22 protein-coding genes are annotated in these 25,902 nt (G+C 46.3%); 18 read left to right on the top strand and 4 right to left on the bottom strand.

The window, feature by feature from the left end; translation table 11 throughout:
• Positions 1 to 3: 3 nt before the first annotated feature.
• From AC04Q6_RS05370 to AC04Q6_RS05315, 12 genes are all read left to right on the top strand, one after another.
• Positions 4 to 1,062: a tetratricopeptide repeat protein gene (locus tag AC04Q6_RS05370; RefSeq protein ID WP_021976371.1), complete on the top strand. Its 1,059-nt coding sequence runs from the start codon at positions 4 to 6 to the stop codon at positions 1,060 to 1,062.
• A gap of 1 nt (position 1,063) precedes the next feature.
• On the top strand, positions 1,064 to 2,299 hold the full coding sequence (gene hflX, locus AC04Q6_RS05365; protein WP_021976372.1) for a GTPase HflX: 1,236 nt from the start codon (positions 1,064 to 1,066) through the stop codon (positions 2,297 to 2,299).
• Between the two features lie 216 nt (positions 2,300 to 2,515).
• Positions 2,516 to 4,888, top strand: a complete 2,373-nt coding sequence (locus tag AC04Q6_RS05360; RefSeq protein WP_118168799.1) for a ribonucleoside triphosphate reductase — start codon at positions 2,516 to 2,518, stop codon at positions 4,886 to 4,888.
• A gap of 1,136 nt (positions 4,889 to 6,024) precedes the next feature.
• On the top strand, positions 6,025 to 6,465 hold the full coding sequence (locus tag AC04Q6_RS05355; protein ID WP_021976916.1) for an ACT domain-containing protein: 441 nt from the start codon (positions 6,025 to 6,027) through the stop codon (positions 6,463 to 6,465).
• Between the two features lie 21 nt (positions 6,466 to 6,486).
• Entirely contained in the window at positions 6,487 to 7,158 is a 672-nt protein-coding gene (locus AC04Q6_RS05350) for a response regulator transcription factor (RefSeq protein WP_021976915.1), read from the top strand.
• 7 nt (positions 7,159 to 7,165) lie between these two features.
• A complete protein-coding gene (locus AC04Q6_RS05345; protein ID WP_476389568.1) occupies positions 7,166 to 8,182 on the top strand; it encodes an ATP-binding protein in 1,017 nt (338 codons plus the stop codon).
• 294 nt (positions 8,183 to 8,476) lie between these two features.
• The gene (locus AC04Q6_RS05340) at positions 8,477 to 9,244 is read left to right on the top strand and encodes an ABC transporter ATP-binding protein (protein WP_021976913.1); all 768 of its coding nucleotides are present in this window, start codon (positions 8,477 to 8,479) and stop codon (positions 9,242 to 9,244) included.
• Positions 9,237 to 11,258 (top strand): FtsX-like permease family protein, encoded by a 2,022-nt coding sequence (locus AC04Q6_RS05335; RefSeq protein WP_476389567.1) that lies wholly within the window; start codon positions 9,237 to 9,239, stop codon positions 11,256 to 11,258. Before AC04Q6_RS05340 ends, AC04Q6_RS05335 begins: the two co-directional genes overlap by 8 nt.
• 209 nt (positions 11,259 to 11,467) lie before the next feature.
• On the top strand, positions 11,468 to 12,187 hold the full coding sequence (locus AC04Q6_RS05330; protein WP_021976911.1) for an AzlC family ABC transporter permease: 720 nt from the start codon (positions 11,468 to 11,470) through the stop codon (positions 12,185 to 12,187).
• Positions 12,177 to 12,491 (top strand): AzlD domain-containing protein, encoded by a 315-nt coding sequence (locus AC04Q6_RS05325; RefSeq protein ID WP_021976910.1) that lies wholly within the window; start codon positions 12,177 to 12,179, stop codon positions 12,489 to 12,491. The genes AC04Q6_RS05330 and AC04Q6_RS05325 overlap by 11 nt, the downstream gene beginning before the upstream one ends.
• A gap of 231 nt (positions 12,492 to 12,722) precedes the next feature.
• Positions 12,723 to 13,256, top strand: a complete 534-nt coding sequence (locus tag AC04Q6_RS05320; protein ID WP_147343495.1) for a hypothetical protein — start codon at positions 12,723 to 12,725, stop codon at positions 13,254 to 13,256.
• Positions 13,257 to 13,305: 49 nt separating this feature from the next.
• The gene (locus tag AC04Q6_RS05315) at positions 13,306 to 14,403 is read left to right on the top strand and encodes a hypothetical protein (RefSeq protein ID WP_476389566.1); all 1,098 of its coding nucleotides are present in this window, start codon (positions 13,306 to 13,308) and stop codon (positions 14,401 to 14,403) included.
• A 52-nt stretch (positions 14,404 to 14,455) separates the two neighbouring features.
• On the opposite strand, the gene dapF is transcribed toward AC04Q6_RS05315, so the two are convergent.
• Positions 14,456 to 15,310 (bottom strand): diaminopimelate epimerase, encoded by an 855-nt coding sequence (dapF, locus tag AC04Q6_RS05310; protein ID WP_118070591.1) that lies wholly within the window; start codon positions 15,308 to 15,310, stop codon positions 14,456 to 14,458.
• A 353-nt stretch (positions 15,311 to 15,663) separates the two neighbouring features.
• On the opposite strand from dapF, the gene AC04Q6_RS05305 reads away from it, so the two are divergent.
• The 4 genes from AC04Q6_RS05305 (at position 15,664) to nagA (ending at position 19,330) form a co-directional block, all read left to right on the top strand.
• The gene (locus AC04Q6_RS05305) at positions 15,664 to 16,440 is read left to right on the top strand and encodes a transporter substrate-binding domain-containing protein (RefSeq protein ID WP_021977912.1); all 777 of its coding nucleotides are present in this window, start codon (positions 15,664 to 15,666) and stop codon (positions 16,438 to 16,440) included.
• A gap of 166 nt (positions 16,441 to 16,606) precedes the next feature.
• Positions 16,607 to 17,296, top strand: coding sequence for an amino acid ABC transporter permease (locus AC04Q6_RS05300; protein ID WP_021977911.1), 690 nt, complete (start codon positions 16,607 to 16,609; stop codon positions 17,294 to 17,296).
• Positions 17,283 to 18,026, top strand: coding sequence for an amino acid ABC transporter ATP-binding protein (locus AC04Q6_RS05295; RefSeq protein WP_021977910.1), 744 nt, complete (start codon positions 17,283 to 17,285; stop codon positions 18,024 to 18,026). The genes AC04Q6_RS05300 and AC04Q6_RS05295 overlap by 14 nt, the downstream gene beginning before the upstream one ends.
• 200 nt (positions 18,027 to 18,226) lie before the next feature.
• Entirely contained in the window at positions 18,227 to 19,330 is a 1,104-nt protein-coding gene (gene nagA / locus AC04Q6_RS05290; protein ID WP_118063781.1) for an N-acetylglucosamine-6-phosphate deacetylase, read from the top strand.
• Between the two features lie 176 nt (positions 19,331 to 19,506).
• Here nagA and AC04Q6_RS05285 read toward each other — a convergent pair whose 3' ends face one another.
• Both AC04Q6_RS05285 and asnA read right to left on the bottom strand, forming a co-directional pair.
• Positions 19,507 to 19,932 carry a CBS domain-containing protein gene (locus AC04Q6_RS05285; protein WP_178704990.1) on the bottom strand — a complete coding sequence of 142 codons (426 nt, stop codon included), beginning with the start codon at positions 19,930 to 19,932 and terminating at the stop codon, positions 19,507 to 19,509.
• A 48-nt stretch (positions 19,933 to 19,980) separates the two neighbouring features.
• The gene (gene asnA, locus AC04Q6_RS05280; RefSeq protein WP_021977907.1) at positions 19,981 to 20,991 is read right to left on the bottom strand and encodes an aspartate--ammonia ligase; all 1,011 of its coding nucleotides are present in this window, start codon (positions 20,989 to 20,991) and stop codon (positions 19,981 to 19,983) included.
• 262 nt (positions 20,992 to 21,253) lie between these two features.
• On the opposite strand from asnA, the gene AC04Q6_RS05275 reads away from it, so the two are divergent.
• Positions 21,254 to 21,811 (top strand): hypothetical protein, encoded by a 558-nt coding sequence (locus AC04Q6_RS05275; RefSeq protein ID WP_118070595.1) that lies wholly within the window; start codon positions 21,254 to 21,256, stop codon positions 21,809 to 21,811.
• Between the two features lie 175 nt (positions 21,812 to 21,986).
• Positions 21,987 to 24,122: an anaerobic ribonucleoside-triphosphate reductase gene (gene nrdD / locus AC04Q6_RS05270; RefSeq protein ID WP_021977905.1), complete on the top strand. Its 2,136-nt coding sequence runs from the start codon at positions 21,987 to 21,989 to the stop codon at positions 24,120 to 24,122.
• A gap of 278 nt (positions 24,123 to 24,400) precedes the next feature.
• On the opposite strand, the gene arcC is transcribed toward nrdD, so the two are convergent.
• Complete coding sequence (arcC, locus tag AC04Q6_RS05265; RefSeq protein WP_021977904.1) at positions 24,401 to 25,333, bottom strand: carbamate kinase; 933 nt, start codon at positions 25,331 to 25,333, stop codon at positions 24,401 to 24,403.
• Positions 25,334 to 25,902: the final 569 nt, after the last annotated feature.

The raw sequence follows: 25,902 nt of genomic DNA, 5'->3' as shown, positions 1-25,902 counted from the left end.
TCCATGAAAAATACAAAGACCGTATTGATTCTTGCAGCCGTTACAGGAGCTTTGCTTCTGGGCGGCTGCGGCAGTGAAAAAACAAAAACATACGAGCAGGCGGGTAAAGATCTTTCTCAGGGAAGCTACAAGTATGCCCTGGAGGAGTACCAGAGTTCTATCCAGAACGGGGTAAAACTGGCACAGTCCTACCGTGGGGCGGGGATTGCAAGCCTGCGTCTTGGCAAATATGAGGATGCGGTGAATAATTTTACAGAGGCATTGGGCTGTGACCGGGTAAGTAAAAGCCTGCGCAGGGATATTTTGTCTTACCGTGCCACCGCAGAGCTGAAAGCTGGAAATTATGAGGACGCCATGGCAGACTGCCAGACATTAGGAGAAGATTTTTCCATGGATGCCAGCAGTTATTTCCTTACCGGAAAAGTTGCCCTTGCCATGGATTCCTACGAGGAAGCGGCATCGAACTTTAAGCAGGCCTATGGAGAGGACTCCACCTATGATATGGCGATCCAGATCTATGAAGCGTATCTGGATAAAGATATGGAAGCAGACGGAACCAGATATCTGGAGGCTGCCCTTTCTTCTGAGGCCAAGGACGCGCAGGATCACTGTGACAGAGGCCGCGTTTACTATTATATGGAAGATTACAGCAATGCAAAAAAAGAGCTCCTGGAAGCAACCAAGAAGGATAATACGGAAGCTCTTCTTCTCCTGGGAATGGTATATCTGGCTCAGGATGATGTGGAAAATGCCCAGGCAATGTATAAACAGTATATTTCCGCAGTGGGAGATTCCGCCAAGGGATATAACGGCCTGGCACTGTGTGATATCCGGAATGGGGATTATGATTCTGCTCTTGATAACATTACAAAAGGTCTCCCGACTGCTACCACAGACGAGATGCAGAGCCTTCTGTTCAACGAGATCGTAGCCTATGAGAAAAAACTGGATTTTGCCACCGCACTGACCAAGGCACAGGAATATGTTGATATGTTCCCGGAAGATTCCGCTGCCAAAAAAGAGCTGGCTTTCCTGAAAACCAGAACGTCTTCGGAGGGCTGATATGGAATATTTTGAGGAAATACAGGACCGGGTCATCCTGATCGGGGTTCAGGCAAATCTGGGGGATGACATGGAAGAATCCCTGGATGAGCTTGGAGAGCTTGCGGCTACAGCAGGTGCATACGTTGCTGGCAGGATCATCCAGAACCGCGAGGCAATACATCCTGGCACCTATATCGGAAAAGGCAAGATCGAGGAGGTAAAAGGCCTTCTCTATGCCCTGAATGCCAACGGTGTGATCTGTGACGATGAGCTTTCTCCTGCTCAGATGAACAATCTGGAGCGGGAACTGGAATGCAAGGTTATGGACCGTACCTTGCTGATTCTTGACATTTTTGCGAAGCGTGCCGTGACAAGCGAAGGTAAGATCCAGGTAGAGCTTGCACAGCTCCGTTACCGTTCTGCACGTCTTGTGGGACTTCGTTCTTCTCTCTCAAGGCTTGGAGGAGGAATCGGTACCAGAGGTCCCGGTGAGAAGAAACTGGAGACAGACCGCCGTCTGATCCGAAACCGGATCTCCGCACTGAAGCAGGAACTTTCCCAGGTGGAAAAGCACAGGGAACTGCTCCGTTCCAGAAGAGCGGCAGGAAATCTGAAGACTGCGGCTATTGTCGGCTACACCAATGCGGGAAAATCCACGCTTCTGAATACACTGACCGGTGCGTCGGTGCTTTCGGAGGATAAGCTTTTTGCCACGCTGGACCCGACCACACGTCTTCTGACACTGGATGACGGACAGCAGCTTCTTCTTACGGATACTGTAGGATTTATCCGGAAGCTTCCCCACAATCTGGTAGAAGCCTTCAAGAGTACCCTGGAAGAAGCCAAATATGCGGACTACATCATTCATGTGGTAGATGAGTCCAATCCCCAGGCGGAGATGCAGATGCATATCGTATATGAGACCCTGAAAGAGCTGGGCGCCCTTGGGAAAAAGACGATCACACTTTTTAACAAGCAGGACCGTGTTTCCGGGGAAAGTCTCCGGGATCTCCGTGCAGATCATACGCTGAAGATTTCCGCACGGACAGGAGAAGGACTTGAAGAATTTAAGGAACTGCTCTCTGAGATCCTTGCAGAAGGCCAGATTTATATGGAGCGGCTTTTTCCGTATTCGGAGGCCGGTCAGATCCAGCTGATCCGTGAGTATGGACAGCTTCTTTCGGAAGAGTATACAGAAGGCGGAATTGCTGTAAAAGCAAGGGTTCCGCGGGAAATCTATCCGAAAGTTACATAATGTTAAAAAAACTACTCAGTACCATATATAGTACCGTGAACAAAATGGACACTATATATGGTGCTTTTTGTGTTGACGCAAAGGAGTGTGTCTGATACAATAAGCCTACAGCGCTTTGAACATAGATCGTGAAACGGGGTATGTTCATGGGCAGGTAAGTGAGGCGGAATAAGAGAGTCCGCTTTATAAATATATGCATGAGGGAGGCATTTTCTTATGTTTCAGGTAGTAAAAAGAGACGGTGAATTAGACGAATTTAAAATGGGGAAGATCACCGCAGCCATTGATAAGGCGTTTGATGCCAAGGGCAAGAATTACAGTCCGGATATGATCGACCTTCTGGGACTTCGTGTTACTGCGGATTTTCAGAATAAGATCGAGAACAACCGGATCTCTGTGGAGGATATCCAGGACAGTGTGGAGAACGTACTGATCCAGGCAGGATATTCCGATGTTGCCAAGGCGTATATCCTTTATCGCAAGCAGCGTGAGAAGATCCGCAATATGAAATCTACCATCCTTGACTATAAAGAAATCGTAAACAGCTATGTAAAGGTTGAGGACTGGCGTGTAAAAGAGAACTCAACAGTAACCTATTCTGTAGGAGGACTGATCTTAAGCAACTCCGGAGCTGTTACTGCCAATTACTGGCTGTCTGAGATCTATGACAATGAGATCGCGGAGGCACACAGAAATGCGGATATCCATATCCACGATCTGTCCATGCTGACCGGATACTGTGCAGGATGGTCCCTGAAACAGCTGATCCGTGAGGGCCTTGGCGGAATCGAGGGTAAGATCACTTCCGCACCGGCCAAGCATTTAAGCGTGCTCTGTAACCAGATGGTAAATTTCCTGGGTATCATGCAGAATGAGTGGGCAGGCGCACAGGCATTTTCATCCTTTGATACCTATCTGGCTCCTTTTGTAAAGGTGGACAACCTTTCTTATCCGGAAGTGAAGAAATGCATTGAGTCTTTTGTATATGGGGTGAACACACCGAGCCGCTGGGGAACCCAGGCACCGTTTTCCAATATTACACTGGACTGGACTGTTCCGGATGACCTTGCAGAACTTCCTGCCATCGTAGGCGGCAAGGATATGGACTTCAAGTATAAAGACTGCAAGAAAGAGATGGATATGGTCAATAAGGCATTTATCGAGACCATGATCGAGGGAGATGCCAACGGACGTGGATTCCAGTATCCGATCCCGACTTATTCCATCACAAAGGAATTTGACTGGTCCGATACCGAGAATAACAGACTTCTCTTTGAGATGACTTCCAAGTACGGTACTCCGTATTTTTCCAACTACATCAACAGTGATATGAAACCGAGCGACATCCGCAGCATGTGCTGCCGTCTCCGCCTGGATCTCCGTGAGCTCCGCAAAAAGAGCGGCGGTTTCTTCGGTTCCGGTGAGAGTACAGGTTCTGTAGGTGTTGTAACTATCAATATGCCACGTATTGCATATCTTTCCAGAACACCGAAGGAATTTTATCAGCGTCTGGATCGCATGATGGATATCTCCGCAAGATCTCTTCACATCAAGAGAGATGTGATCAGCAGACTTCTGGATGAGGGACTGTATCCGTATACCAAGAGATATCTTGGAAGTTTTGAGAATCATTTTTCCACCATCGGTCTTGTGGGAATGAACGAAGCGGGCTTAAATGCATGCTGGCTGAAAAAAGACATGACAGATCCGGAGACCCAGAAGTTTACGAAAGAGGTTCTGGAGCATATGAGAAACCGTCTTTCTGACTATCAGGAGCAGTATCCGGGAGAGCTTTTCAATCTGGAGGCAACACCGGCGGAATCCACCGCATACCGCCTTGCCAAACACGACAGAAGCCGTTATCCGGATATCAAGACAGCAGGAAAAGAGGGCGATACTCCGTATTACACAAACAGCTCCCATCTGCCGGTTGATTATACCGCTGATATTTTTGACGCACTGGATATTCAGGATGATCTGCAGACTTTGTATACATCCGGAACTGTATTCCACGCATTCCTGGGAGAGAAACTTCCGGACTGGAAGGCAGCAGCGTCTCTGGTACGTAAGATCGCAGAGAATTATCGCCTGCCGTATTACACCATTTCTCCGACCTATTCCGTATGTCAGGAGCATGGCTACATCAGCGGAGAGCATTTCACCTGTCCGAAATGTGGAAAGAAGGCTGAAGTTTACAGCCGTATCACCGGCTACTACCGTCCGGTACAGAACTGGAATGATGGTAAGACACAGGAGTACAAGAACCGTACCCTCTATGATATTACCCACTCCCAGTTGAAAAAGGTACACACCAGCATGATGACCATGAAAGGCGACGAGGTTGAGATCCAGCCGGTGGCATCGCACAAATATCTCTTCACGACCAGCACCTGTCCAAACTGCCGTATGGCAAAGAAAATGCTGGAAGGTGAGGAACTGGAGATCATCGATGCCGAGCAGAATCCCGAACTTGTTAAGCAGTACGGGATCCGTCAGGCGCCTACACTTGTGATCACTGACGGAGCGCAGGTTAAGAAGTATGTGAATGCTTCTAATATACAGAAGTATGTGGATGAAGAACTGGATTGAGCTCTTTCAAAATAACTGCAAGTAAAAAATGTATAGCTGGACGCATGTCTGTTGGATGTGTGTCCGGCTTTTTTATATATTATTTTTGTTTTTTATGTTGGGGATTTTTGTTTTGGAAAAGGTGGTTGACATTTCTTATCAGGATGGTATACTTATATTCAAAATTTAGTGATTAAAAGCGTTACGCTTTAATGTATGAATGCAAACGTATCGCTGTGATACAGCGGGGGAAATCCGGGAATTGTTTCCCGGCGGAAATTTGCGAGGGGGAAAGCGCTCGGAGTTGCGAAGCCCGCGTATTTCCCCCTCGCGCTCCCCCTTTCTGGGCACGCTTTTTTAGAGCGTACGTTGTGGTGTGTGTGACGTTTTTGGTGGGGCGATGGATTCGACAGTATCGAGGACGCCAGGCTGAGCCGATGGATGAGGGCGGACGGGAAAGCGGCCCGCGTAGCGGGCCTGTTCCCTGTGTTTTTGGTAGAAGAGTGTTTGTGAATATGATTAAGTGTGTCATTATAATGGGGGATATGATGTAATATGGATGCTTAAATTATGGGATATTGTATTAGTATTTGTCAGTAATGAGATAACAGTAGAACATCCACTCATATCGGCACAACCTACAACAACCAACACCGTAGAATACATCACCTCACCAGCAAAGCAACACATTCCACAGCGCAGAACAGCGGCGTGGCCGGGAGGGGTGGAGCGCGAGGAGGGGAGCATGGCCTTCGCAACTATGAATGCTTCCCCTCCTCGCAACTGCCGCATGCAAAATGCTCCCGCCGGAAGGAGATATACCTGCCGCATGCAAAATGCTCCCGCCGGAAGGAGATATACCTGCCGCATGCGAAATGCTCCCGCCGGAAGGAGATATACCTGCCGCATGCGAAATGCTCCCGCCGGAAGGAGATATACCTGCCGCATGCGAAATGCTCCCGCCGGAAGGAGATATACCTGCCGCATGCAAAATACTCCCGCTGGAAAGGGAATCCACCGTATGTGGAAATGCTCCATCCCGGAAGGGAATCCGCCACATGCGAAATGCTCCACCCTGGGAAGGGATTCACTTCCCGCAAATTTCATGCTAAAATAAAAAAATAAGAAAAGAATAAAAAGAAAAGAGGAAACACATCATGGTAAAACAGAACATCGTCTTCGTAGAAAACACCCCAGGGAGTCTTCAGAAAGTTACAAAGATTCTTGCAGAGAATCAGATCGACATCTACGGCTTCGGCTGCTTCGACGCACCGGAATTCGCAAACTTCCGTATGGTATGCGATGATCCGGAAAAAGCAGATCAGATCATGGCTGAAAACGGATACATGACCCGTATCACTCAGGCCATCCTGGTGGATCTTCAGGATGAGATCGGCGGCCTGGACAAACTTTTAAGTGTCATGGGCGACAGCAACGTAAACCTTCACTACATCTACACCTTCTTCCACAGAGGCCTGAAAGTCCCGGTAGCGATCATGCACTGTGAGGATCTTCTTGTTGCAGAGAGTGTTCTCCGTAACAATGGCTTCAAGGTTCTGAACCGCCTGGTAGATCCGGATGGAGCGGAAGAAGCGTAAACATAAAAAGGACGAACAGGAATGAAGTATCGTATTTTTATTGTAGAAGATGACGAAACAATCGCGAATCTTCTGAAAAAACATCTCAGTTCCTGGGGATATAAAGTTTTTCTGGCTGAGGATTTTTCCAATGTACTGCAGGAATTTGCGGGGAAAGATCCTCAGCTTGTTCTTCTGGATCTGAAACTTCCCTTTTATAACGGCTTCCACTGGTGTGAGGAAATCCGAAAAGTTTCCCAGGTGCCGGTGATCTTTATCTCCTCCGCAGCCGACAATATGAACATGGTCATGGCCATGAGCCGTGGAGCAGATGATTTTATCGCCAAGCCTTTTGACATGGATGTACTGGTAGCCAAGATCCAGGCAATCCTCCGCAGGACCTATTCCTTTGGAAATCCAGGCAATGTACTGGAACATAAGGGAGCAGTGCTCAACCTTTCCGGGGCTACGCTGACCTGGAACGGGGTGGAGCTGGAACTGACCAGAAATGAACTGCGTATCCTGGAGCTGCTTTTTTCCCAGGCAGGCAGACCGGTATCCAGAGATGCCATTATGACGAAACTGTGGGAAAGTGACAGTTTTGTGGACGACAACACCCTGACCGTAAACATTACACGCCTTCGTAAAAAACTGGAGGCAGCAGGCCTTGTGGATTTTATTATCACGCGAAAAGGTTTGGGCTACATGGTGTGAGGTTTTTATGGAATTATTACGCGCATATTTGAAACAGACAAAAATTTTTCTCATTGCCTTTGTTTTTGCGGTGGCTGCATCGGCAGCAGTGGTCTGCCTGTACCAGCTTCCCGCTGAGGCAGTGATCTATATGGCAGTTCTGTGGCTTGGAGCAGGAGCTGCCGCTTTTTTATATGGGTATGTCCGCTACCGGCAGAAGGCTCAGACGCTCTGCCTGGTGGAAAAAGCTCCGGAGATCAATCTGGATCGTCTGGACGAGACCACCGATGAGGTGGAACTTCTTTACCGGGAGATCATCCGCAAGCTGGACGGCATGCGGATGGAGGTGGAGACAGACCGGCAGCGTTCCCTGGAAGAGATGACGGATTACTATACCATGTGGGCACATCAGATTAAGACGCCGATCTTTGCCCTGCGTCTGCTGCTTCAGGAGGAACCGGAGCGGAACCGGGAATCCCTGGCACAGCTTTTTCGCATTGAACAGTATGTAGAGATGGTGCTGGGCTACCTTCGAACAGAAGGCATGTCCGCAGACCTGAAGCTTGCCCGGTCTTCTCTGGATCGGATCATCCGGGAACAGATCCATAAATATGCAGGGATCTTTGTGGCAAAAAAGCTCTCATTGTCCTATGAGGGAACAGATGCGACCGTTCTCACCGATGAAAAATGGCTCGGTTTTGTTATCGGACAGATACTTTCCAATGCGCTGAAATATACAAGAACGGGCGGCATTGAAATCTGGCTGGAGGATGAGCGTGGAAACCGGACATCGAATACAGCACCGGCAATCCTTGTCATCGCAGACACCGGCATCGGAATCCAGGCAGAAGACCTTCCACGGATCTTCGAAAAAGGCTACACAGGAGTCAACGGCCGGGAGGACAACCGCGCCACCGGGATCGGACTGTATTTAAGCCGGAAGATCCTGAAAAAGCTGGGCCATGAGATCACTGTGGATTCCCAGGTGGATAAAGGCACGGAAGTCCGGTTGAGCCTGTGGAAAAAAGAGCTGGATATGTATTGAAATTTTTTTGCAGAAGCCAACCTTACATAAATGTAAGCTTCCCCCGCAAAATGTAAGCCACTTCGATGGCAGCCGCCGGAGAATTTTCTTATACTGAAAACATAATATAGCGACACAGGTAATTCCTGCATCGGATTCAGTCACTTATAGTATTTCCATAAATTCCTGCATCAAGTTCAGCACGTCATGCTCTGAACAACTTTCTTTTGATGCATTGATTCCTGGGACTGCTATAGAATGTGATGCACGAATTCCCTGGAACGCTGCAAACACAGATAAGAAAGGAATTGGCATATGGCATTACTGGAAGTAACAAATGTAAAAAAGATATACAGCACCCGCTTCGGCGGAAACAAAGTACAGGCACTTTCCAATGTGACTTTTTCAGTGGAAGAGGGAGAATATGTGGCGATCATGGGAGAGTCCGGTTCCGGAAAAACAACGCTTCTGAACATTCTGGCAGCCCTGGATCGCCCAACATCCGGTGAAGTACTTCTGGAAGGAAAAAGCATCACCCACCTGACAGAAAAAGAGATTTCCGCATTTCGTCGGAAAAACTTAGGCTTCGTATTCCAGGATTTTAACCTTCTGGACACCTTCAGTCTCCGGGATAACATCTATCTTCCCCTTGTGCTGGCAGGCGAAGATTATCAGGAGATGGAACAGAAGATCCGCCCCATTGCAAAAGCCCTTCACATTGACCAGCTTCTGGAAAAATTTCCCTACGAGGTTTCCGGCGGACAGAAACAGAGGGCGGCAGTTGCAAGAGCGCTGATCACAGATCCCAGGCTGATCCTTGCGGACGAACCAACCGGAGCGCTGGACTCCCGTGCGGCGTCCGATCTTCTTTCCATGTTCAATGAAGTGAATCAGGAAGGCCAGACCATTCTCATGGTAACCCACAGTGCACAGGCAGCCAGCCATGCATCCAGAGTCCTTTTTATCAAGGACGGACAGGTGTTCCACCAGATCTACCGTGGCACAAAAACCAGACAGGAAATGTATCAGATGATCGCAGATACCCTGACGATCCTTACGACAGGCGGTGAGAGCCATGCGTAGAGGATTGTTTGGAAAACTGGCAGTACAGAACATCCGCAACAACCGGAGCACCTACATTCCCTATATGCTTACCTGTATTTTCTGTATTGCTATGATGTATATGATGGAATTTCTCCGGGACTGTCCCACATTGGAGAAAGCAGTGCCCCAGGCATCAGAAGTGCGGCTGATCGTGGGAACCGGTGAAGTGGTTGTTGGAATTTTCTGTGTCATCTTTCTGATCTACAGCAACAGTTTTCTTATGAAACGGCGCCAGAAAGAAATTGGACTTTATAATATTCTGGGCCTGGAAAAAGGCCATATCGGAAAAGTGATGTTTCTGGAAACAATTATGACTTCACTGATCTCCATGATAGCAGGAATCGGGCTTGGAATCCTTGGCAGTAAACTTTCGCTGCTTCTGCTTTTTCGTTTTCTCCATGTTCCGGCAGTTCTGGGATTTTATATATCCATCACGGGAATTCTGTTCTGTGTGGCAGGATTTGGAGCTGTTTTTCTTATTATCCTTGCACTGAACCTTGCGAGAGTGCAGATGAATAATCCGGTAGAACTTCTGAAAGGCGGAAACACAGGAGAGAGGGAGCCCCGGGCAAAATGGCTCATGGCACTTCTGGGTATGATCTGTCTTGGCGTGGGATATTATCTGGCAGTAACCACGGAATCCCCGATCCAGGCAATTTTCATTTTTCTTCTGGCGGTAATTCTGGTCATGGCAGGAACGTATCTTCTTTTTACAGCAGGAAGTATTGTGATCCTGAAACTGCTTCGGAAGAACAAAAAGTTCTACTATAAAACCAGCAACTTTATCAGTGTTTCCGGCATGATCTACCGTATGAAACAGAATGCGGCAGGCCTGGCAAGTATCTGTATCTTAAGTACCGGTGTACTCCTGCTCCTTTCCATGACGGTGTCTTTGTATTTTGGAATGGGGGACATTATGGTGAACCGGTATCCTTTTGATACGGATGCCCAAATCTCCGGTATCAGCCAGGAACAGAGTGAACAGTTTCAGAAGGTTTTTGCACAGGCAATCGAAGATTATCAGGTGCCTGCAGAAAAAACAGTGACTGAAATGTATCTTGAGATTGGCTGCAAGCATGGAAAAAACGGCATTATGATCGGACAGGCCTACAGTTACTCGGAAGATGGGAATTCCGTAGACCTGTATACAATCCGCCAGTCTGAGTATGAGAAACTTACCGGGGAAAAAACAGATCTCCACGATGGCGAGATCTTTGCCTGGTATCCGTCTGAAAAGGAAAACGACATATTAAAAATTGATGACCGGGATTTTGCAGTAAAGAAATGGCTGGAAAAAGCACCTTTAAGTGCGATGACCAATCTGGTTTCCAATATGGCGGCAATTGTTGTAACGGATTCGGACTTTGAGTATATTGACGGGCTCCGGACAAAGATGTACGAAGGACTTGATGCCTACGAGGCGGGAAAAGATCTCACGGTTCATCTCGGTGTAGATATCCGTGGCAGCAGTGAGGAAAAGATCCGGTATGGCCAGGCTGTTTATCAGGCACTGAAAGATTACTGCCACAGTAGTGGTTTTTCTGAGAATACCATCGTGATCGGTGGTGTCCGCCAGAGTGAGTATGAAACTTATTATGTGGATAATGGAAGTATCCTGTTTATTGGAATCTTTCTGGGAGCACTGTTCCTTATGGGAACGGCGATGATCATTTATTATAAACAGATCTCCGAAGGCTACGAAGATCAGGGAAGGTTCCAGATTATGCAGAAAGTGGGCATGAGCCGCAGAGAGGTAAAAGGTGCCATCCGCAGACAGATCCTTCTGGTATTTTTTATCCCGCTTGTGATGGCGATGGTGCATATTTCCATGGCATTTCCGCTGATCCGCCGGCTCCTGCTGCTGTTTGGAATGGCCAATACAAAACTGTACGTGGGTTGTACAGCAGGAACGGTTCTGGCTTTTGCGCTGGTCTATGGACTGATTTACTCCATGACAGCCAGATCTTACTATAAAATCGTAGAAAAAGCATAAAATCGGGGAAAAAGCACAGCTGTGTTTGCTGCGAAGTATTGAAGTTTTGATATGGCAATGCTACAATAAAAGAGCGTGTCAGGAGACGTGTAAAGGGTTTCCGGGCACGCTATTTACGTGTGCAACCGGGTTCGTGACAGTACAGGATCAGGCCGTAAACGCGGATGATCTTATGTGCCTGGCTAACATACATACAATGGAGGAAATCGATGAAAAGAGAAAGTTTCAGAAAAGGTATGAAGGATGGCGTGCCCATTGGACTGGGATATTTCGCGGTGTCGTTCACCTTTGGCATGATGGCCGTTGCCGGAGGCTTAAGTATCTGGCAGGCAGTCCTGATCTCACTGACTAACCTGACATCGGCCGGTCAGTTTGCGGGACTGGACATTATTTTTGCGGGAGGTTCCATGTGGGAGATGGCAATGACTCAGCTGATCATCAACTTAAGATACTGCCTGATGTCTTTTTCCCTGTCCCAGAAATTCCGGCGTGAGGAATCCGGCATCCTGAAGTATATCGCCGCCTTTGGTATCACCGATGAGATCTTCGGGATCAGTGCGGCCCAGGAGGGAAAAGTCAGCGTATTTTACAATTATGGAGCCATGTGTGTGGCAATCCCCGGATGGACTCTGGGAACTCTGGTAGGCGGTATTTCCGGAAGCCTTCTTCCGGATTTTATGCTCAGTGCCTTAAGTGTTGCCATTTACGGAATGTTCCTGGCCATCATCATCCCGCCGTCCAAAAAGAGCAGACCGGTTCTTGGAGTGGTTGTGGCATCCATGGCAGTCAGCACCATTTTTGCGGTGACACCGGTATTAAAACAGGTATCATCCGGATTTATGATCATTATCACAACACTTCTGGTAGCAGGCCTGGCAGCTTATTTCTGTCCGGTGGAAGAGAAGGAGGAAGCATCTCATGAGTCATAATGTATATCTCTATATCCTGGTGATGGCAGCAGTCACCTATCTCATCCGTATGCTGCCCCTCGCTCTTGCAAAAAACGAGATCAAAAGCCCTTTTATCAAGTCCTTTCTGTACTACGTGCCATACGCCTGTCTCGCAGCCATGACCTTCCCGGCCATCCTGAAAGCCACAGACAGCATCATCTCCGGCGCCGCTGGATTTTTTGTAGCGCTTATTGCGGCATATAAAGAGAAAAGTCTGATCACAGTAGCGCTGCTGGCATGTGCTGCGGTGTTTATTGTGGAGAGGGTTCTGGTATTTATCTGAAAAATAAAATAAATAAACATTGTGTTCGGAAATAATTATGTGTATAATAAAAAATATAGATACAATATCCTGCTTCAGGAAAACAATTACACAGATATGGGATAAGTATCCGGGACACAACAATTAAGACAGATGAACTATAACCGGGAAAATCTTTTCTGAGGAAATGGCAGTATTTCTTACAGAGGGGGTTTTCCCTTTTTTATTATGATTATCATAGGATGGGTATCGGTGGATATTTATTATAGCGTGATCTATACAAAATATGCAAGGTATGCAAGAATCTATAAAAGAAGCTACCGAGATATATACAAACCAGAAAAAGTAAGACAAGCCATATTATCTGACTTTGGAAGAAATGCTGCACCAACATTCCAAAAAATGTACTGGAATAAAGAAGACCGGAGGTTCTGGGATTTTTATGAAAAGCCAGAAGGAAAAAATCTGAACATCCTTGCTTTTGCAGAAACTTCGATGATAACGAATAAAGATATCTATCAAATAAGAAAAACACTTCGAAAGTTCAGGCGAAGCAAGCAGGAACAAGATCCTGGAATGAAAGAAATATACGGTGTCTTCTGGTTTGATGTGAAAGATATAAGCTGGGGCATGGAAGAGCAGAAGGTAAAGCTCATGCCGCCATTTCTACATTCCAAACAGAAATCTAAATATGTTCGGATGCGTAGGGAGTTGTTGGATATAGTTGAGGTGGTGGAGGAAAAGGAAGAAGAAATTGAAAACGAAACGGGTGATGGCAAGCAGTGAATGTAGATTACTACCGTTTGCCTGATCAGAAATATCGTGGGGGATTACTATGTTTTCTATTGAGTACATAAATATTCCAACATTAATAGCAATACTCGTTATTGCATATCTTATGGATGATGTATTTCTTTTTATGAAATTGGGCAATGATACTACAAAACAGCTTATGGCAACTGTAGTAGGGTATATAATTGCTGTTCGAAAGTTTGGATATCTCAGATTTGAACCATTTGCAAACCGTTTTGGGGAAGAGAATCCTTTGTATGCAATGGGATTTATGCGGGAAAAATCTCAGAAATCCAAATGGGCCGCATATCAGAGAGGAATTTTTTTCTGGCAGGCGGTTACGCTGGTACTTGCAATTATGTCCAAAATTGCATTTATATTGTCACAGCGGTTTGTGTTCAGCGATTTTGAAATTGTAGCTGTGTATATGTGCAGCTTTTTACGTATTTCCTGTGTCTCTTTTTTGGTGATTTTGATTGGCTATGTAGTTACATGGAGTTATTATATGATGACCTATCACCGAAGTTTCCGATATTACGCAGGCAGGGATAAAGTCTGGAAGCCATTCAGTTTTGTGGGTCAGGATCATTATTATGTCTGGCCGAATGAGCTGAAGGTTTTACCACGGACCTGTGCAAGTATATATCCATATGAAGAAGATGACCATGTAAAAGAAAATATAAAGAAATCCTGTGTAGCGGATGGCTATGAAAAAGAGCGGGAATTCGATTTTTCAGATCAGGGAAATGCTGTTTTTTATAAAAAAGCGGAGGCCTCAGAAGTCCATATATTGTCCGTGATCGAAACAGAAACCTTGAAAGACGAGCATACAAAACAGCTGAATGATTTTTTCGGGGAATTCTGGAAGGAAAATATTGGAAAAGAAGAGAAAAAACAGCCAATATACTTTACATTTGTGATTTTCTGCAGAAGAACAGATTCATTGCTTGCAAAACAGATTCTGGAAGAAGCAAATGGATTGCTCATGTACAGGAACCGGTACCGTCTGGGGGCGATATTCAATGAGAAAAGCAGCGAATTAAATATTAAACAGGTATCCCCCAAGTCACACTACAAAGATATCTACCGCAAAATGTCCGGAGAACTGAGACGCTTTGCAGGGGGAGATACAGAAATATAACAGAGGTATAATATGTCAGGAGGGAGCTACAAAAAGCTCCCTCCATTTCCATTTATTCACCTAAAAACCCAAGATCAATCTCCCCATCAAACACCGTAGTTGCCGGACCGGTCATGTAGATGAGATTTTCGTCTCTTTCCCAGGAGATATTTAAGTCTCCGCCAAGGAGCTGTACGGTTACCGGTTTGCTGCCGTCAACTTTATCGTTGAGGATGGAAGCGACTGTGACTGCACAGGCGCCGGTGCCGCAGGCGAGAGTCTCTCCGGAGCCGCGCTCCCAGACACGCATCTTAACGGTGTGGCGGTCGATCACCTGAACAAACTCGGTGTTGACCCTGTCAGGGAAGCAAACGTGATTCTCAAAGGACGGGCCGATTTTTTCCAGGTCAAGGCTGTCCACATCATCTACGTAGATGATGGCATGAGGATTGCCCATGGAAACTGCAGTCATATGATACTCTTTTCCGTCAACGGTAATGGGAGCGTTGATCACCTGCTCGGTTTCGGCAACCACCGGGATCTCTTTTGCAGTGAGGATCGGGGAGCCCATGTTGACTTTTACCATGGAAGCCTTGCCATCGTGGATCGTAAGATCTACATATTTAATACCGCTTCTTGTGGCAATGCTTAAAGATGTTTTGTCCACAATGCCGTGGTCGTAGACATATTTGGCAACGCAGCGGATACCATTTCCGCACATGGCGCCCTGGGATCCGTCCAGGTTGTACATATCCATCTCACAGTCTGCGATCTCAGACGGGCGGATCAGGATCAGACCGTCGGAACCGATGCCAAAGTGGCGGTCGCTGACAAATTTCGCCACTGCGGCAGGATCTTTGACAGTCTCCTCAAAACAGTTTACATATACATAATCGTTTCCAATGCCGTGCATTTTCGTGAATTTCATAATGATAACCTCCTCTTGTTTCTGAATATTATACTTGGTTTTTCTGTTGGAGCACAAGACCCGCATGGAAAAAACACGCCAGTTTTTTCCAGTTGCTGTCTCTGATAGTATAGTATACTGGATAATTGTTATCGAAAAGTGAATTTTCCCCATGGAATTCCCATAAAATAGAAGGGGAATTTCGGATTTATGGATTTTATGTGCTTGCATTTTGTCAGAAACATGGTATCATAAAACAAAGCAATATGCACGGAGATGCATAATTATGCTGTACATCGCGAAATGCGCTGCTGCATTAAGAGAAAGAAGCAGCCCCTTTCGCGATGTACAAGAGAATTCAGGAGGAAGAAAAAATGAAGAGAAAATTTATGGCACTTGCACTTGCGGCAGCTATGACAGTATCCATGACATCCGCTGTTTTTGCAGCAGATGAGATCAAGAGCGCAGATGATCTTACCGGAAAGAAGATCGGTGTTCAGCTTGGAACTACCGGTGACACCATCGCTACAGATATCAAAGATGCAACAGTAGAGAGATATAATAAAGGTAACGATGCAGTAATGGCTCTGAAACAGGGCAAGATCGACTGCGTGGTTATCGACAGCGAGCCGGCCAAGAAGTTCGTTGATAAGAATGATGACCTTAAGCTTATCGATAACGTATTTGATAAAGAGGAGTATGCGATCTGTATTTCCAAGGACAACACAGATCTTACCAAAGAATTCAACGACGCACTGAAAGAGCTTAAGGATGACGGAACACTGGATTCCATCAGAGACAACTACATCGGTGATGATGCAGGCAAGACTCCATATGAGACTCCGAAGGATGCAGATCATTCCAAGGGAACTTTGACCATGGCAACGAACGCAACATTCCAGCCATATGAATATTATGACGGAGATAATATCGTAGGTATCGACGTTGATATCGCACAGGCAATCTGTGATAAGCTTGGATACGATCTGAAGGTTGAGGATATGGAATTTGATGCCATCGTAAATGCAGTAAAATCCGGAAAAGCTGACTTTGGCGCAGCAGGAATGACTGTAACAGAGGATCGTAAGAAGAGCATTGATTTCACAGATCCATATACAACCGCAGAGCAGGTTATCATCGTACAGAAATAAATTAACTCAATAAATTGCTTGGCAGTTTACTGAGTTATGAGCAAGTAGCGAATGCGGATCGCGAATATCCGCTTGACGAAAAATTACAAAAATTACACGCAGGTTCCGGATATCCGGGGGACTTTTCCGGATTTCGGAACCTGTAGTTTTGGAAAGGGTGGAAATTTTGAGTCTTATTGAACAGTTTCAGTTTAATTTTCTGGACGACAGCCGCTGGCAGTTTATTGTATCCGGTCTGAAAAACACCATCATTATTACATTCTTTGCGGTGCTGCTTGGCGTTTTTCTGGGATTTCTGATTGCCATTGTCCGTTCCACACATGATAAGACGGGGAAACTTAAGATCCTTAATGTGATCTGCAGAGTTTACCTGACTGTGATCCGTGGAACACCAACCATGGTACAGCTGCTGATCGTTTACTATGTTATTTTTGCTACCGTAGATCCGGGTAAAGTGATCGTTGCCATCATTGCGTTTGGAATGAACTCCGCAGCATATGTGGCAGAGATCGTCCGTTCCGGTATCATGTCCATTGATCAGGGACAGTTTGAGGCAGGACGAAGCCTTGGACTTAACTATACACAGACTATGACCAAGATCATTCTTCCACAGGCCGTAAAGAATATCCTTCCGGCACTTGGAAATGAGATGATCGTACTTCTGAAGGAGACCTCCATCAGTGGTTACATCGGTCTTACAGATCTGACCCGTGGCGGAGATATCATCCGAAGCCAGACCTACAGTGCCCTGTTCCCGCTGCTTGCAGTAGCGGCAATTTATCTTGTGATCGTTTGTTTCCTTACATACCTTGTAGGAAGACTTGAGAGGAGGCTGAGAAACAATGAGCGTAAGTAATGAGGTACTTCTTGACGTGCAGGGACTTCAGAAGGCCTACGGCAGCAATCAGGTCCTTAACGGGATCACCACACAGATCCGTCGCGGTGAAGTAGTAGCCATCATCGGACCGTCCGGCTGTGGTAAATCCACATTTCTCCGTTCGCTGAATCTTCTTGAGGAGCCAACCGGGGGAAAAATCCTTTTTGAGGGAACTGATATCACAGATCCGAAGGTAGATATCAACCGTCACCGACAGAAGATCGGAATGGTATTCCAGCAGTTTAATCTCTTTCCGCATAAAACCGTAAAAGAGAATATCATGCTGGCACCGGTAACTTTGAAGCTGATGAGCAAAGAAGAAGCAGAGAAAAAAGCTCTGGAGCTTCTCAAGCGTGTCGGACTTCCGGACAAGGCAGATTCTTATCCGGACATGCTTTCCGGTGGACAGAAGCAGCGTATCGCCATTGCAAGATCCCTTGCCATGAACCCGGATGTGATGCTGTTTGATGAGCCTACATCCGCACTTGATCCGGAGATGGTCGGAGAGGTTCTGGAACTGATGAAGGAGCTTGCAAAATCCGGTATGACCATGGTTGTGGTAACTCATGAGATGGGATTTGCCCGCGAGGTTGCAACCAGAGTTCTTTTCATTGATGAGGGAAAGATCCAGGAGGAGAATTCCCCGAAGGAATTTTTTGCCAATCCAAAGAACAAGAGACTTCGTGAGTTCCTTTCAAAAACCTTATAAATTTCAATTACTGAAAACTGATATTTTCCATATCTGGTACGAAATTGCCGGAGGAAAATATCAGTTTTTTTCTGTATGACAGATTTTAAGATAAAAATGTGCTATAATGAACAATCAGAAAGAAAAGTGATAAAAGGGGAAATATGGAGTCTGATCAGTGAAAAGGACTTTTATAAAAAACAATGGAGAGGGAAAAAACTATGATTATTCGAAATGGAAATGTTTTTCAGGAAGACGGCAGTTACCGGAAGATGGATCTTTATGTGGAAAATGGCAGAATTGTTTCCAGTGAGGAGGAAGTATCTGATAAAGAAGAAATTGACGCTTCGGGCCTGAAGGTTCTGCCGGGACTTGTGGATATTCACAGCCATGGTGCTGTGGGACATGATTTTTCAGATGCAGATGCCACCGGCCTTAAAAAAATCCTCAAGTATGAGAAAGCACATGGAATTACTTCCTATTGTCCTACATCAATGACACTTCCGATGGAACAGCTGATCCGGATTTTTGCTTCCGCGACAGAAGTGGAGCAGAATGACAGCTGTGCCAGGATCGTGGGCCTGAACATGGAGGGACCGTTTTTGGATCCTGCGAAAAAGGGGGCACATGTAGAGGAATATATCCGCAAACCGGACATCAGATTTTTCCGGGAATGTCAGGAAGCTTCCGGCGGAATGATAAAGGTTGTGACTGTGGCTCCGAATATGGAAGGCGCAGAGGCGTTTATTGAAGCACTTAAAGATGATGTGGTGATTTCCATCGGCCATACAGGCGCGGATTATGACTGTGCGGCAAAAGCCATGGAAAAGGGTGCCCATCATGTAACCCATCTGTACAATGCCATGAATCCGCTTGGACACCGTGCGCCTGGTGTGATCGCAGCAGCGGCAGATGATCCGCTGTGTATGGCAGAAATGATCGGAGACGGGATTCATATTCATCCGGCTGTAGTAAGAAATACATTCCGGATGTTCGGGGAAGAACGGATCGTACTGATCAGCGATTCCATGATGGCAGCAGGAATGGAAAACGGTGTTTATGAGCTGGGCGGCCAGAAGGTTATCATGAACAACCGTAAAGCAGTTCTTGAGGATGGCACCATTGCCGGTTCCGCAACCAACCTCTATGAATGTATGCAGTGCGTGATCGCAATGGGCGTGCCGGAACATACAGCGATTTTTGCAGCTACCAGAAATCCTGCAAAGAGCATTGGCATCTATGGAGAGGTGGGTTCTCTTGTGCCTGGAAAACGTGCGGATATGGTACTTGCAGATGAGAAGCTGAATATCGTGAGAGTGATCTGATGAAGGTCTGAGTGAATCAGATAAAGAACGGCACAGAAACTGCAAAACTGTTGCCGGAAGTGAAAATGTCTGTCTGAATAAAATATGGCTCCGGTTCCCGGAAAGCGGAATGAGAATGTTCGCTTTATGCCGGGAACCGGAGCCTTGTTTTTGTTGTTTGGCGCTGGTGGCTGAGTTTATTCCTCAGCAGCGCCCTGTGCGGCTTTCATTTCGTTGTAACAGTATTTGATGATAGATTTTCTGGTTATGATTCCGATAAAGGCTCCCTGGTCGTCCACAACCGGCACAAAGTTCTGATTGATGGCGCGGTCCAGGAGATCTTCCATATTGGAATCTGCGTGGACCGGTTTATAGGTGGCACGGCGTGGGATTGCCATGATGGGAACGCCCTCTGTTTCCCTGATGTCGTGAATGTCTGCCCGGCGCATGCCCCAGAGAAGGTCGCCCTCTGAGATGGTGCCGAGATATTTGCCGTCCATGGTGAGAATGGGAATACAGGAGTACTTGCGGTGCTCCATTTTTTCAAGGGTCTGGCGAAGGGTCTCATCTTCGAAGATGTAGGCGACTTCGCTTTTGGGAATCAGAAAAAACAGAATGTTCACGTTATTACCTCATTTCCGCAAAAATTATAAATAAATCTGCAAGATGTTTTAGAGAAGCTGAAGTCCGTGTGCCTCTGCAGCATCTGTGATTTCTTTTGGCCAGAGAGATACATGTACTTCTCCGATGTGCGCTTTACGCAGGAAGAACATACAGATTCTGGACTGTCCGATACCACCACCGATGGTGTACGGAAGCTCTTTGTTCAGGATGGCTTTCTGGAAAGGAAGTTCTCTTCTGTCATCGCAGCCTGCTTCTGTAAGCTGGCGGTCAAGCGCAACCTCGTCAACACGGATTCCCATGGAGGAAAGCTCAAGTGCAATGTCAAGTACCGGATAGTATACAAGGATATCACCGTTCAGTTCCCAGTCATCGTAGTCCGGGGCACGTCCGTCGTGGCGCTCTCCGTTTGTGAGGGTTTTTCCGACTTTCATAAGGAATACGGCACCTTTTTCACGGACGATCTTGTATTCACGTTCCTTTGGTGTGCAGTCCGGATACATGTCAAGAAGCTCCTGTGTTGTGATGAAGAAGATGTCTTTCGGAAGGATTTCTTCGATGTAGTCGTACTGTACAGCCATGTATTTCTCAGTTTTACGAAGGACACTGTAGATGGTGCGTACGGTCTCCTTGAGAGTTTCCATAGTGCGCTCTTCCTTGGAGATGATCTTTTCCCAGTCCCACTGGTCTACGTAAACAGAGTGGATATTGTCCAGATCTTCATCGCGGCGGATCGCTACCATATCTGTGTAGAGGCCTTCACCGTGAGAAAAACCATATTTTTTCAGAGCGTAGCGTTTCCATTTCGCAAGGGAGTGTACGATCTCGGCGTTGCTGCCTTCGATAGCCTTGATATCAAAGCTTACCGGGCGTTCTACACCGTTAAGGTTGTCATTAAGGCCGGATTCCGGTGCTACAAATGTTGGAGCGGATACTCGGAGAAGATTAAGCTTCTGGGAGAGTGTCTGCTGGAAGAAATCTTTTACTGTTTTGATCGCAATCTGTGTGTCATGGAGGTTGAGGTCTGCATGATAGGTTGCGGGGATTGTGATTGTGTTCATTATCGGCTCCTCCTGATGATTTTTGGGCTTATTGCTCTGTGGGGTATTATAGCAGAAAATGGCCAGGGTGGCAATATAAGGAGATGTGAAGTCCGGTCCCGGACCAGGGAAAAATACTGGGTATTGAGAGCGTGATATGATATACTGAATGTAAATTGTGAAGCGATCGCATTCAGGGACATACAGCAGGAAAGAATGCGAATGTCCGATTGATAAAAAGAAATGTGAATGTCCGTTTTAACGGACAGAATGGAGGGAGTTTATGGCAGGTGAGAAGTGTCAGGTTTGTGGCGGCAGGGTTGTAAATGGCAGGTGTTCGCTGTGCGGGATGCCTTACAGAAATGATGAAATACTCTACCATCTTAATGAACCCCGGGATGTACATTACAGGCATGCTTCCGCAAAAGTGCGGGATATGATGCGACAGTATGGACAAACTGTGGACAAAACAGCACAGCGCGGCGGCAGAGTGAACCGGAGTACAAATATGGGCCGGAATACGAATGCAGGCCAGAATATGAATACGGGCCGGAATATGAATACAGGCCGGAATGCAGGTGCGAACCGGAATCCAAATGGAAATCGAAATACAGGAAATGCAGCTGCAACTGTAAGGAAGACCGTACCGGCAGGTAACACCATGAATAAAACAACGGCAGACAGGAACCGTACAGAAGTTTCAAACCAGGGGAAAAAGCAGCAGAACGAAGGACGGAAAAGAAACAGTATAAGCTGGATCATATGGCTTATAGTGGCACTGGTTGCTTTGTTTCCCCAGTTATGGGATTTTATCGTAGAATGGATCAGAATGAATTTGTAAGAATATTTCTGCAGTGAGATCATGCGGTGCTAAGAGTCTGTATTTTCTTGTATACAGAAATACCCCTTTTCTTTTCCTCCCAGCTGTGGTATACTCATGCCTAGCACAATATATAGAAAAAAACCAAGATATAGAGAATAACAATACTATATATAGTATTCGGGAGAGATGAGTCATGTTATATGTGATTAAGAAAGACGGAACAAGAGAGGAGTTTAATCCTCAGAAAATCGTGGCTGCCGTAAATAAATCAGCAGAGCGTATCCTTTATACTTTTTCCGATGAGGAGAAGGATTTTATCTGCCGTTTTGCTCAGGAGCATGCGGATTCCCTTGGGAAAAATGAGATCGAGATCCAGGAGATGCACAACATCGTGGAGGGTGCACTGGAGCGGGTGAATCCTGCAGTTGCCAAGAGCTACCGCGATTACCGGAATTACAAGCTGGATTTCATCCACATGATGGATGACGTTTACACCAAGAGCCAGGCCATCCGCTACATCGGTGATAAGAGCAATGCCAATACAGACAGTGCGCTTGTTGCAACCAAGAGAAGCCTGATCTTTAATGAGCTGAACAAGGAGCTTTACCGGAAGTTCTTTATGAACCGTAATGAGCTTCAGGCATGTAAGGACGGTTATATTTATATTCATGATCAGTCTGCACGTCTGGATACTATGAACTGCTGTCTGTTTGATGTGGCAGCTGTTTTAAGCGGCGGTTTTGAGATGGGTAATGTCTGGTATAATGAGCCGAAGACTCTGGACACAGCCTTTGATGTTATGGGCGATATCATCCTCAGCACAGCGGCGCAGCAGTACGGTGGTTTTACCGTTCCGGAAGTTGATAAGATCCTGGCACCGTATGCGAAGAAGAGCTATGATAAATATATTTCCGAATTTCTGAAATACTCCGATGAGAGCTGGAGCGGCCGCGAGGAACGTGCGATCGAGTATGCCCTTGACAAAGTCCGCAGGGATTATGACCAGGGATGGCAGGGAATTGAGTATAAGCTGAATACGGTTGGTTCTTCCAGAGGCGATTATCCGTTTGTTACAGTAACACTTGGTCTTGGAACTGAGCAGTTTGAGAAGATGTGTACGGTTTCTCTCCTTGAAGTTCATCAGGGAGGCCAGGGAAAAGCCGGACATAAGAAACCGGTACTGTTTCCGAAGATCGTATTCCTCTATGACAAAGAGATCCACGGTCCTGGAAAGTGCTGTGAGGATATTTTTGAGGCTGGTGTGGAGTGCTCCTCCAAGACCATGTATCCGGACTGGCTGTCCATGTCCGGAGCAGGCTATATTTCCAGCATGTACAAGAAATACAAAAAAGTCATCAGCCCGATGGGATGCCGTGCTTTTTTAAGTCCGTGGTATGAGCGTGGCGGCATGGAACCGGCAGATGAGAATGATACGCCTGTTTTTGTGGGCCGTTTTAACATTGGTGCGGTAAGTCTTCATCTTCCGATGATCCTTGCCAAGGCCAGGGCGGAGAGCAGAGATTTCTATGAAGTTCTGGATTTCTATCTGGAAATGATCCGTAATCTGCATATCCGTACGTATGAGTATCTGGGACAGATGCGTGCGTCTACCAATCCTCTTGCGTACTGTGAGGGTGGTTTCTACGGCGGACATCTGAAACCGAATGAAAAAATCGGCAAGATCCTGAAACCGATGACGGCTTCTTTTGGTATCACAGCACTCAACGAGCTGCAGGAGCTTTACAATGGCAAATCCATTGCAGAGGATGGTGCCTTTGCTCTGGAAGTCCTGAAATATATCAATGACAAGGTAAATCAGTACAAGAAGGAAGATGGCTATCTTTACGCAATCTACGGAACACCGGCAGAGAGTCTCTGCGGCCTTCAGGTAGAACAGTTCCGTAAGATGTACGGAATCATTGAGGGTGTTTCTGACAGACCATATGTGAGCAACAGTTTCCACTGCCATGTAACCGAGGATGTAACCCCGATCGAGAAACAGGATCTGGAGGGTCGTTTCTGGGAGCTTTGCAATGGCGGTAAGATCCAGTATGTACGTTATCCGATCGGCTACAATAAAGAAGCCATCCGTACATTGATCCGCAGAGCCATGGATCTGGGGTATTATGAGGGCGTGAACCTTTCTCTCGCATACTGTGATGATTGTGGTCACGAGGAGCTGGAGATGGATGTGTGTCCGGTCTGCGGTTCCAGAAACCTGACGAAGATCGACCGTATGAACGGATATCTTTCCTACAGCCGTGTTCATGGAGATACCCGTCTGAATGAGGCGAAGATGGCGGAGATCGCTGAGCGAAAATCCATGTAAAATGGCCGGACAGATTGGCAGAGGAACCGTTCTCTGATGCGGAGCCAGGCAGTAAAGTATGGATTTTTGATGCCTGTCTGAACGGATACAGATTAAGACATAGATTATAAAAATACACAGATATGGCATTATGCGCTGTATCTGTGTTTTTTTGCGCCAGTTTTCCGGTATAAAAAATATCCCGCAGAGCTGCTGGCAGGATCAGCAGTTCTCTGCGGGATATTGTCATGGCAAAGTGGATATTTATATTTCACTTTATATTCTGTGTTTATAGATAATTATTTAATGATGGTTCCTGTTTTCTCACAGTATCCGTCTTTGGCGTGAGCCATATCGGTGATGATGGTACGGCGTCCGGTGCCTTTTTCAACGAAGGAAACACCTGCTTCTATCTTCGGAAGCATGGAGCCTGCAGCGAACTGATCGTCTGCAATGTATTTCTTCGCATCTTCTGTGGAGATGGTATCCAGATAAGATTCCTGATCGGTGTTGTGGTTAAGGCTTACCTTCTCAACACTTGTAAGGATCATCAGAGTATCTGCGTTCAGTTCCTCTGCAAGAAGTCCTGCTGCACGGTCCTTCTCGATGATAGCACTGGCACCGTTCAGCTGGGTACCCTGCTCAAGAACCGGGATTCCGCCACCGCCTGCTGCGATAACGATCTGCTCTGCCTGGGAAAGAACCTTCACGGTCTCGATCTCCACGATCTTCTGTGGCTTCGGTGCTGCAAGGATTCTTCTGTACTGTCCTTCCCCTACTTTTGTGACGAAGTTTCCTTTTTCTTCCTCGGCTTCTGCTTCTTCTGCATTCAGGACACGACCGATGATCTTCTCCGGTTCGGAAAATGCTTCATCATATGGATCAATGACAACCTGTGTGAGAATGGTGCTGACAGGTTTATAGATTCCTCTGGAAATAAGTTCCGCACGAATGGCGTTCTGAAGGTCATAGCCGATATAACCCTGGCTCATGGCAGAACATACGGACATTGGTGCAAATGTATAATCAGGATGTGCCTTGCCGAATTCATTCATTGCGGTGTGGATCATCCCTACCTGCGGACCGTTGCTGTGGGAGATTACCACGCGGGTTCCCTCTTCAACCAGGTCTGCGATTGCCTTGGCTGCAAGTCGGGCGGCTGTTTTCTGCTCAGGAAGTGTGGTACCAAGTGCTCGGTGGCCTAATGCAACTACTACAGTTTTTTCGCTCATAGGAAATACCTCATTTCTCTTTAAAATTGGTTACTGTTCAATAGTAACGAGTATTATATTTTATTATAAAAGACCTATGTTGGAAATGCAATAGAATTTTAGATGAATACGGTTTACAGATAGTTGTCAGGCCGTGAATTTTCAGACAAGGAAAAACCGCCTGATTCGGTCAGGCGGTTCATTTCCTACTATTTTTTGAGGGGGGAGATAGAGAGTGGTTTTTCATCTATCCAAGACCTATTATATAGAGGAAATATGTTTAAATTATGTCGGTAATCTAAAAGAAATCGAAAATTTATAAAGAAAGTTTAAACAAACTTTATAATTTTTATATCTGGTTGCACCTGATTGAGGAATGTGCTACATTGGAAGAGTCTTAAGTCCGTGTTCTGCGGAATATATTCACGCATCAGTTCGATGCAGAAATCCTATTTTTACTGATAAATATTGTTTTGCCGACGGTTATGCACCGTTTTTCCGGGGAGGGATGCCTTTGTCTGTGGAAAAGTAAGCTTCTGTTAAAAGTGAATGTGTAAAAGATAATGCCATAACAGGCAGAAATGGAGAAT

It is taken from the genome of Blautia sp. HA9023 (assembly GCF_056504095.1).
This window is presented reverse-complemented; position numbering and strand designations above follow the sequence as displayed.

Bases quoted from the DNA above. Each gene is read 5' to 3' on its own strand.
- AC04Q6_RS05370 (WP_021976371.1), top strand. From the start codon at position 4: ATGAAAAATACAAAGACCGTATTGATTCTTGCAGCCGTTACAGGAGCT.
- hflX (WP_021976372.1), top strand. From the start codon at position 1,064: ATGGAATATTTTGAGGAAATACAGGACCGGGTCATCCTGATCGGGGTT.
- AC04Q6_RS05360 (WP_118168799.1), top strand. From the start codon at position 2,516: ATGTTTCAGGTAGTAAAAAGAGACGGTGAATTAGACGAATTTAAAATG.
- AC04Q6_RS05355 (WP_021976916.1), top strand. From the start codon at position 6,025: ATGGTAAAACAGAACATCGTCTTCGTAGAAAACACCCCAGGGAGTCTT.
- AC04Q6_RS05350 (WP_021976915.1), top strand. From the start codon at position 6,487: ATGAAGTATCGTATTTTTATTGTAGAAGATGACGAAACAATCGCGAAT.
- AC04Q6_RS05345 (WP_476389568.1), top strand. From the start codon at position 7,166: ATGGAATTATTACGCGCATATTTGAAACAGACAAAAATTTTTCTCATT.
- AC04Q6_RS05340 (WP_021976913.1), top strand. From the start codon at position 8,477: ATGGCATTACTGGAAGTAACAAATGTAAAAAAGATATACAGCACCCGC.
- AC04Q6_RS05335 (WP_476389567.1), top strand. From the start codon at position 9,237: ATGCGTAGAGGATTGTTTGGAAAACTGGCAGTACAGAACATCCGCAAC.
- AC04Q6_RS05330 (WP_021976911.1), top strand. From the start codon at position 11,468: ATGAAAAGAGAAAGTTTCAGAAAAGGTATGAAGGATGGCGTGCCCATT.
- AC04Q6_RS05325 (WP_021976910.1), top strand. From the start codon at position 12,177: ATGAGTCATAATGTATATCTCTATATCCTGGTGATGGCAGCAGTCACC.
- AC04Q6_RS05315 (WP_476389566.1), top strand. From the start codon at position 13,306: ATGTTTTCTATTGAGTACATAAATATTCCAACATTAATAGCAATACTC.
- dapF (WP_118070591.1), bottom strand. From the start codon at position 15,310: ATGAAATTCACGAAAATGCACGGCATTGGAAACGATTATGTATATGTA.
- AC04Q6_RS05305 (WP_021977912.1), top strand. From the start codon at position 15,664: ATGAAGAGAAAATTTATGGCACTTGCACTTGCGGCAGCTATGACAGTA.
- AC04Q6_RS05295 (WP_021977910.1), top strand. From the start codon at position 17,283: ATGAGCGTAAGTAATGAGGTACTTCTTGACGTGCAGGGACTTCAGAAG.
- nagA (WP_118063781.1), top strand. From the start codon at position 18,227: ATGATTATTCGAAATGGAAATGTTTTTCAGGAAGACGGCAGTTACCGG.
- asnA (WP_021977907.1), bottom strand. From the start codon at position 20,991: ATGAACACAATCACAATCCCCGCAACCTATCATGCAGACCTCAACCTC.
- AC04Q6_RS05275 (WP_118070595.1), top strand. From the start codon at position 21,254: ATGGCAGGTGAGAAGTGTCAGGTTTGTGGCGGCAGGGTTGTAAATGGC.
- nrdD (WP_021977905.1), top strand. From the start codon at position 21,987: ATGTTATATGTGATTAAGAAAGACGGAACAAGAGAGGAGTTTAATCCT.
- arcC (WP_021977904.1), bottom strand. From the start codon at position 25,333: ATGAGCGAAAAAACTGTAGTAGTTGCATTAGGCCACCGAGCACTTGGT.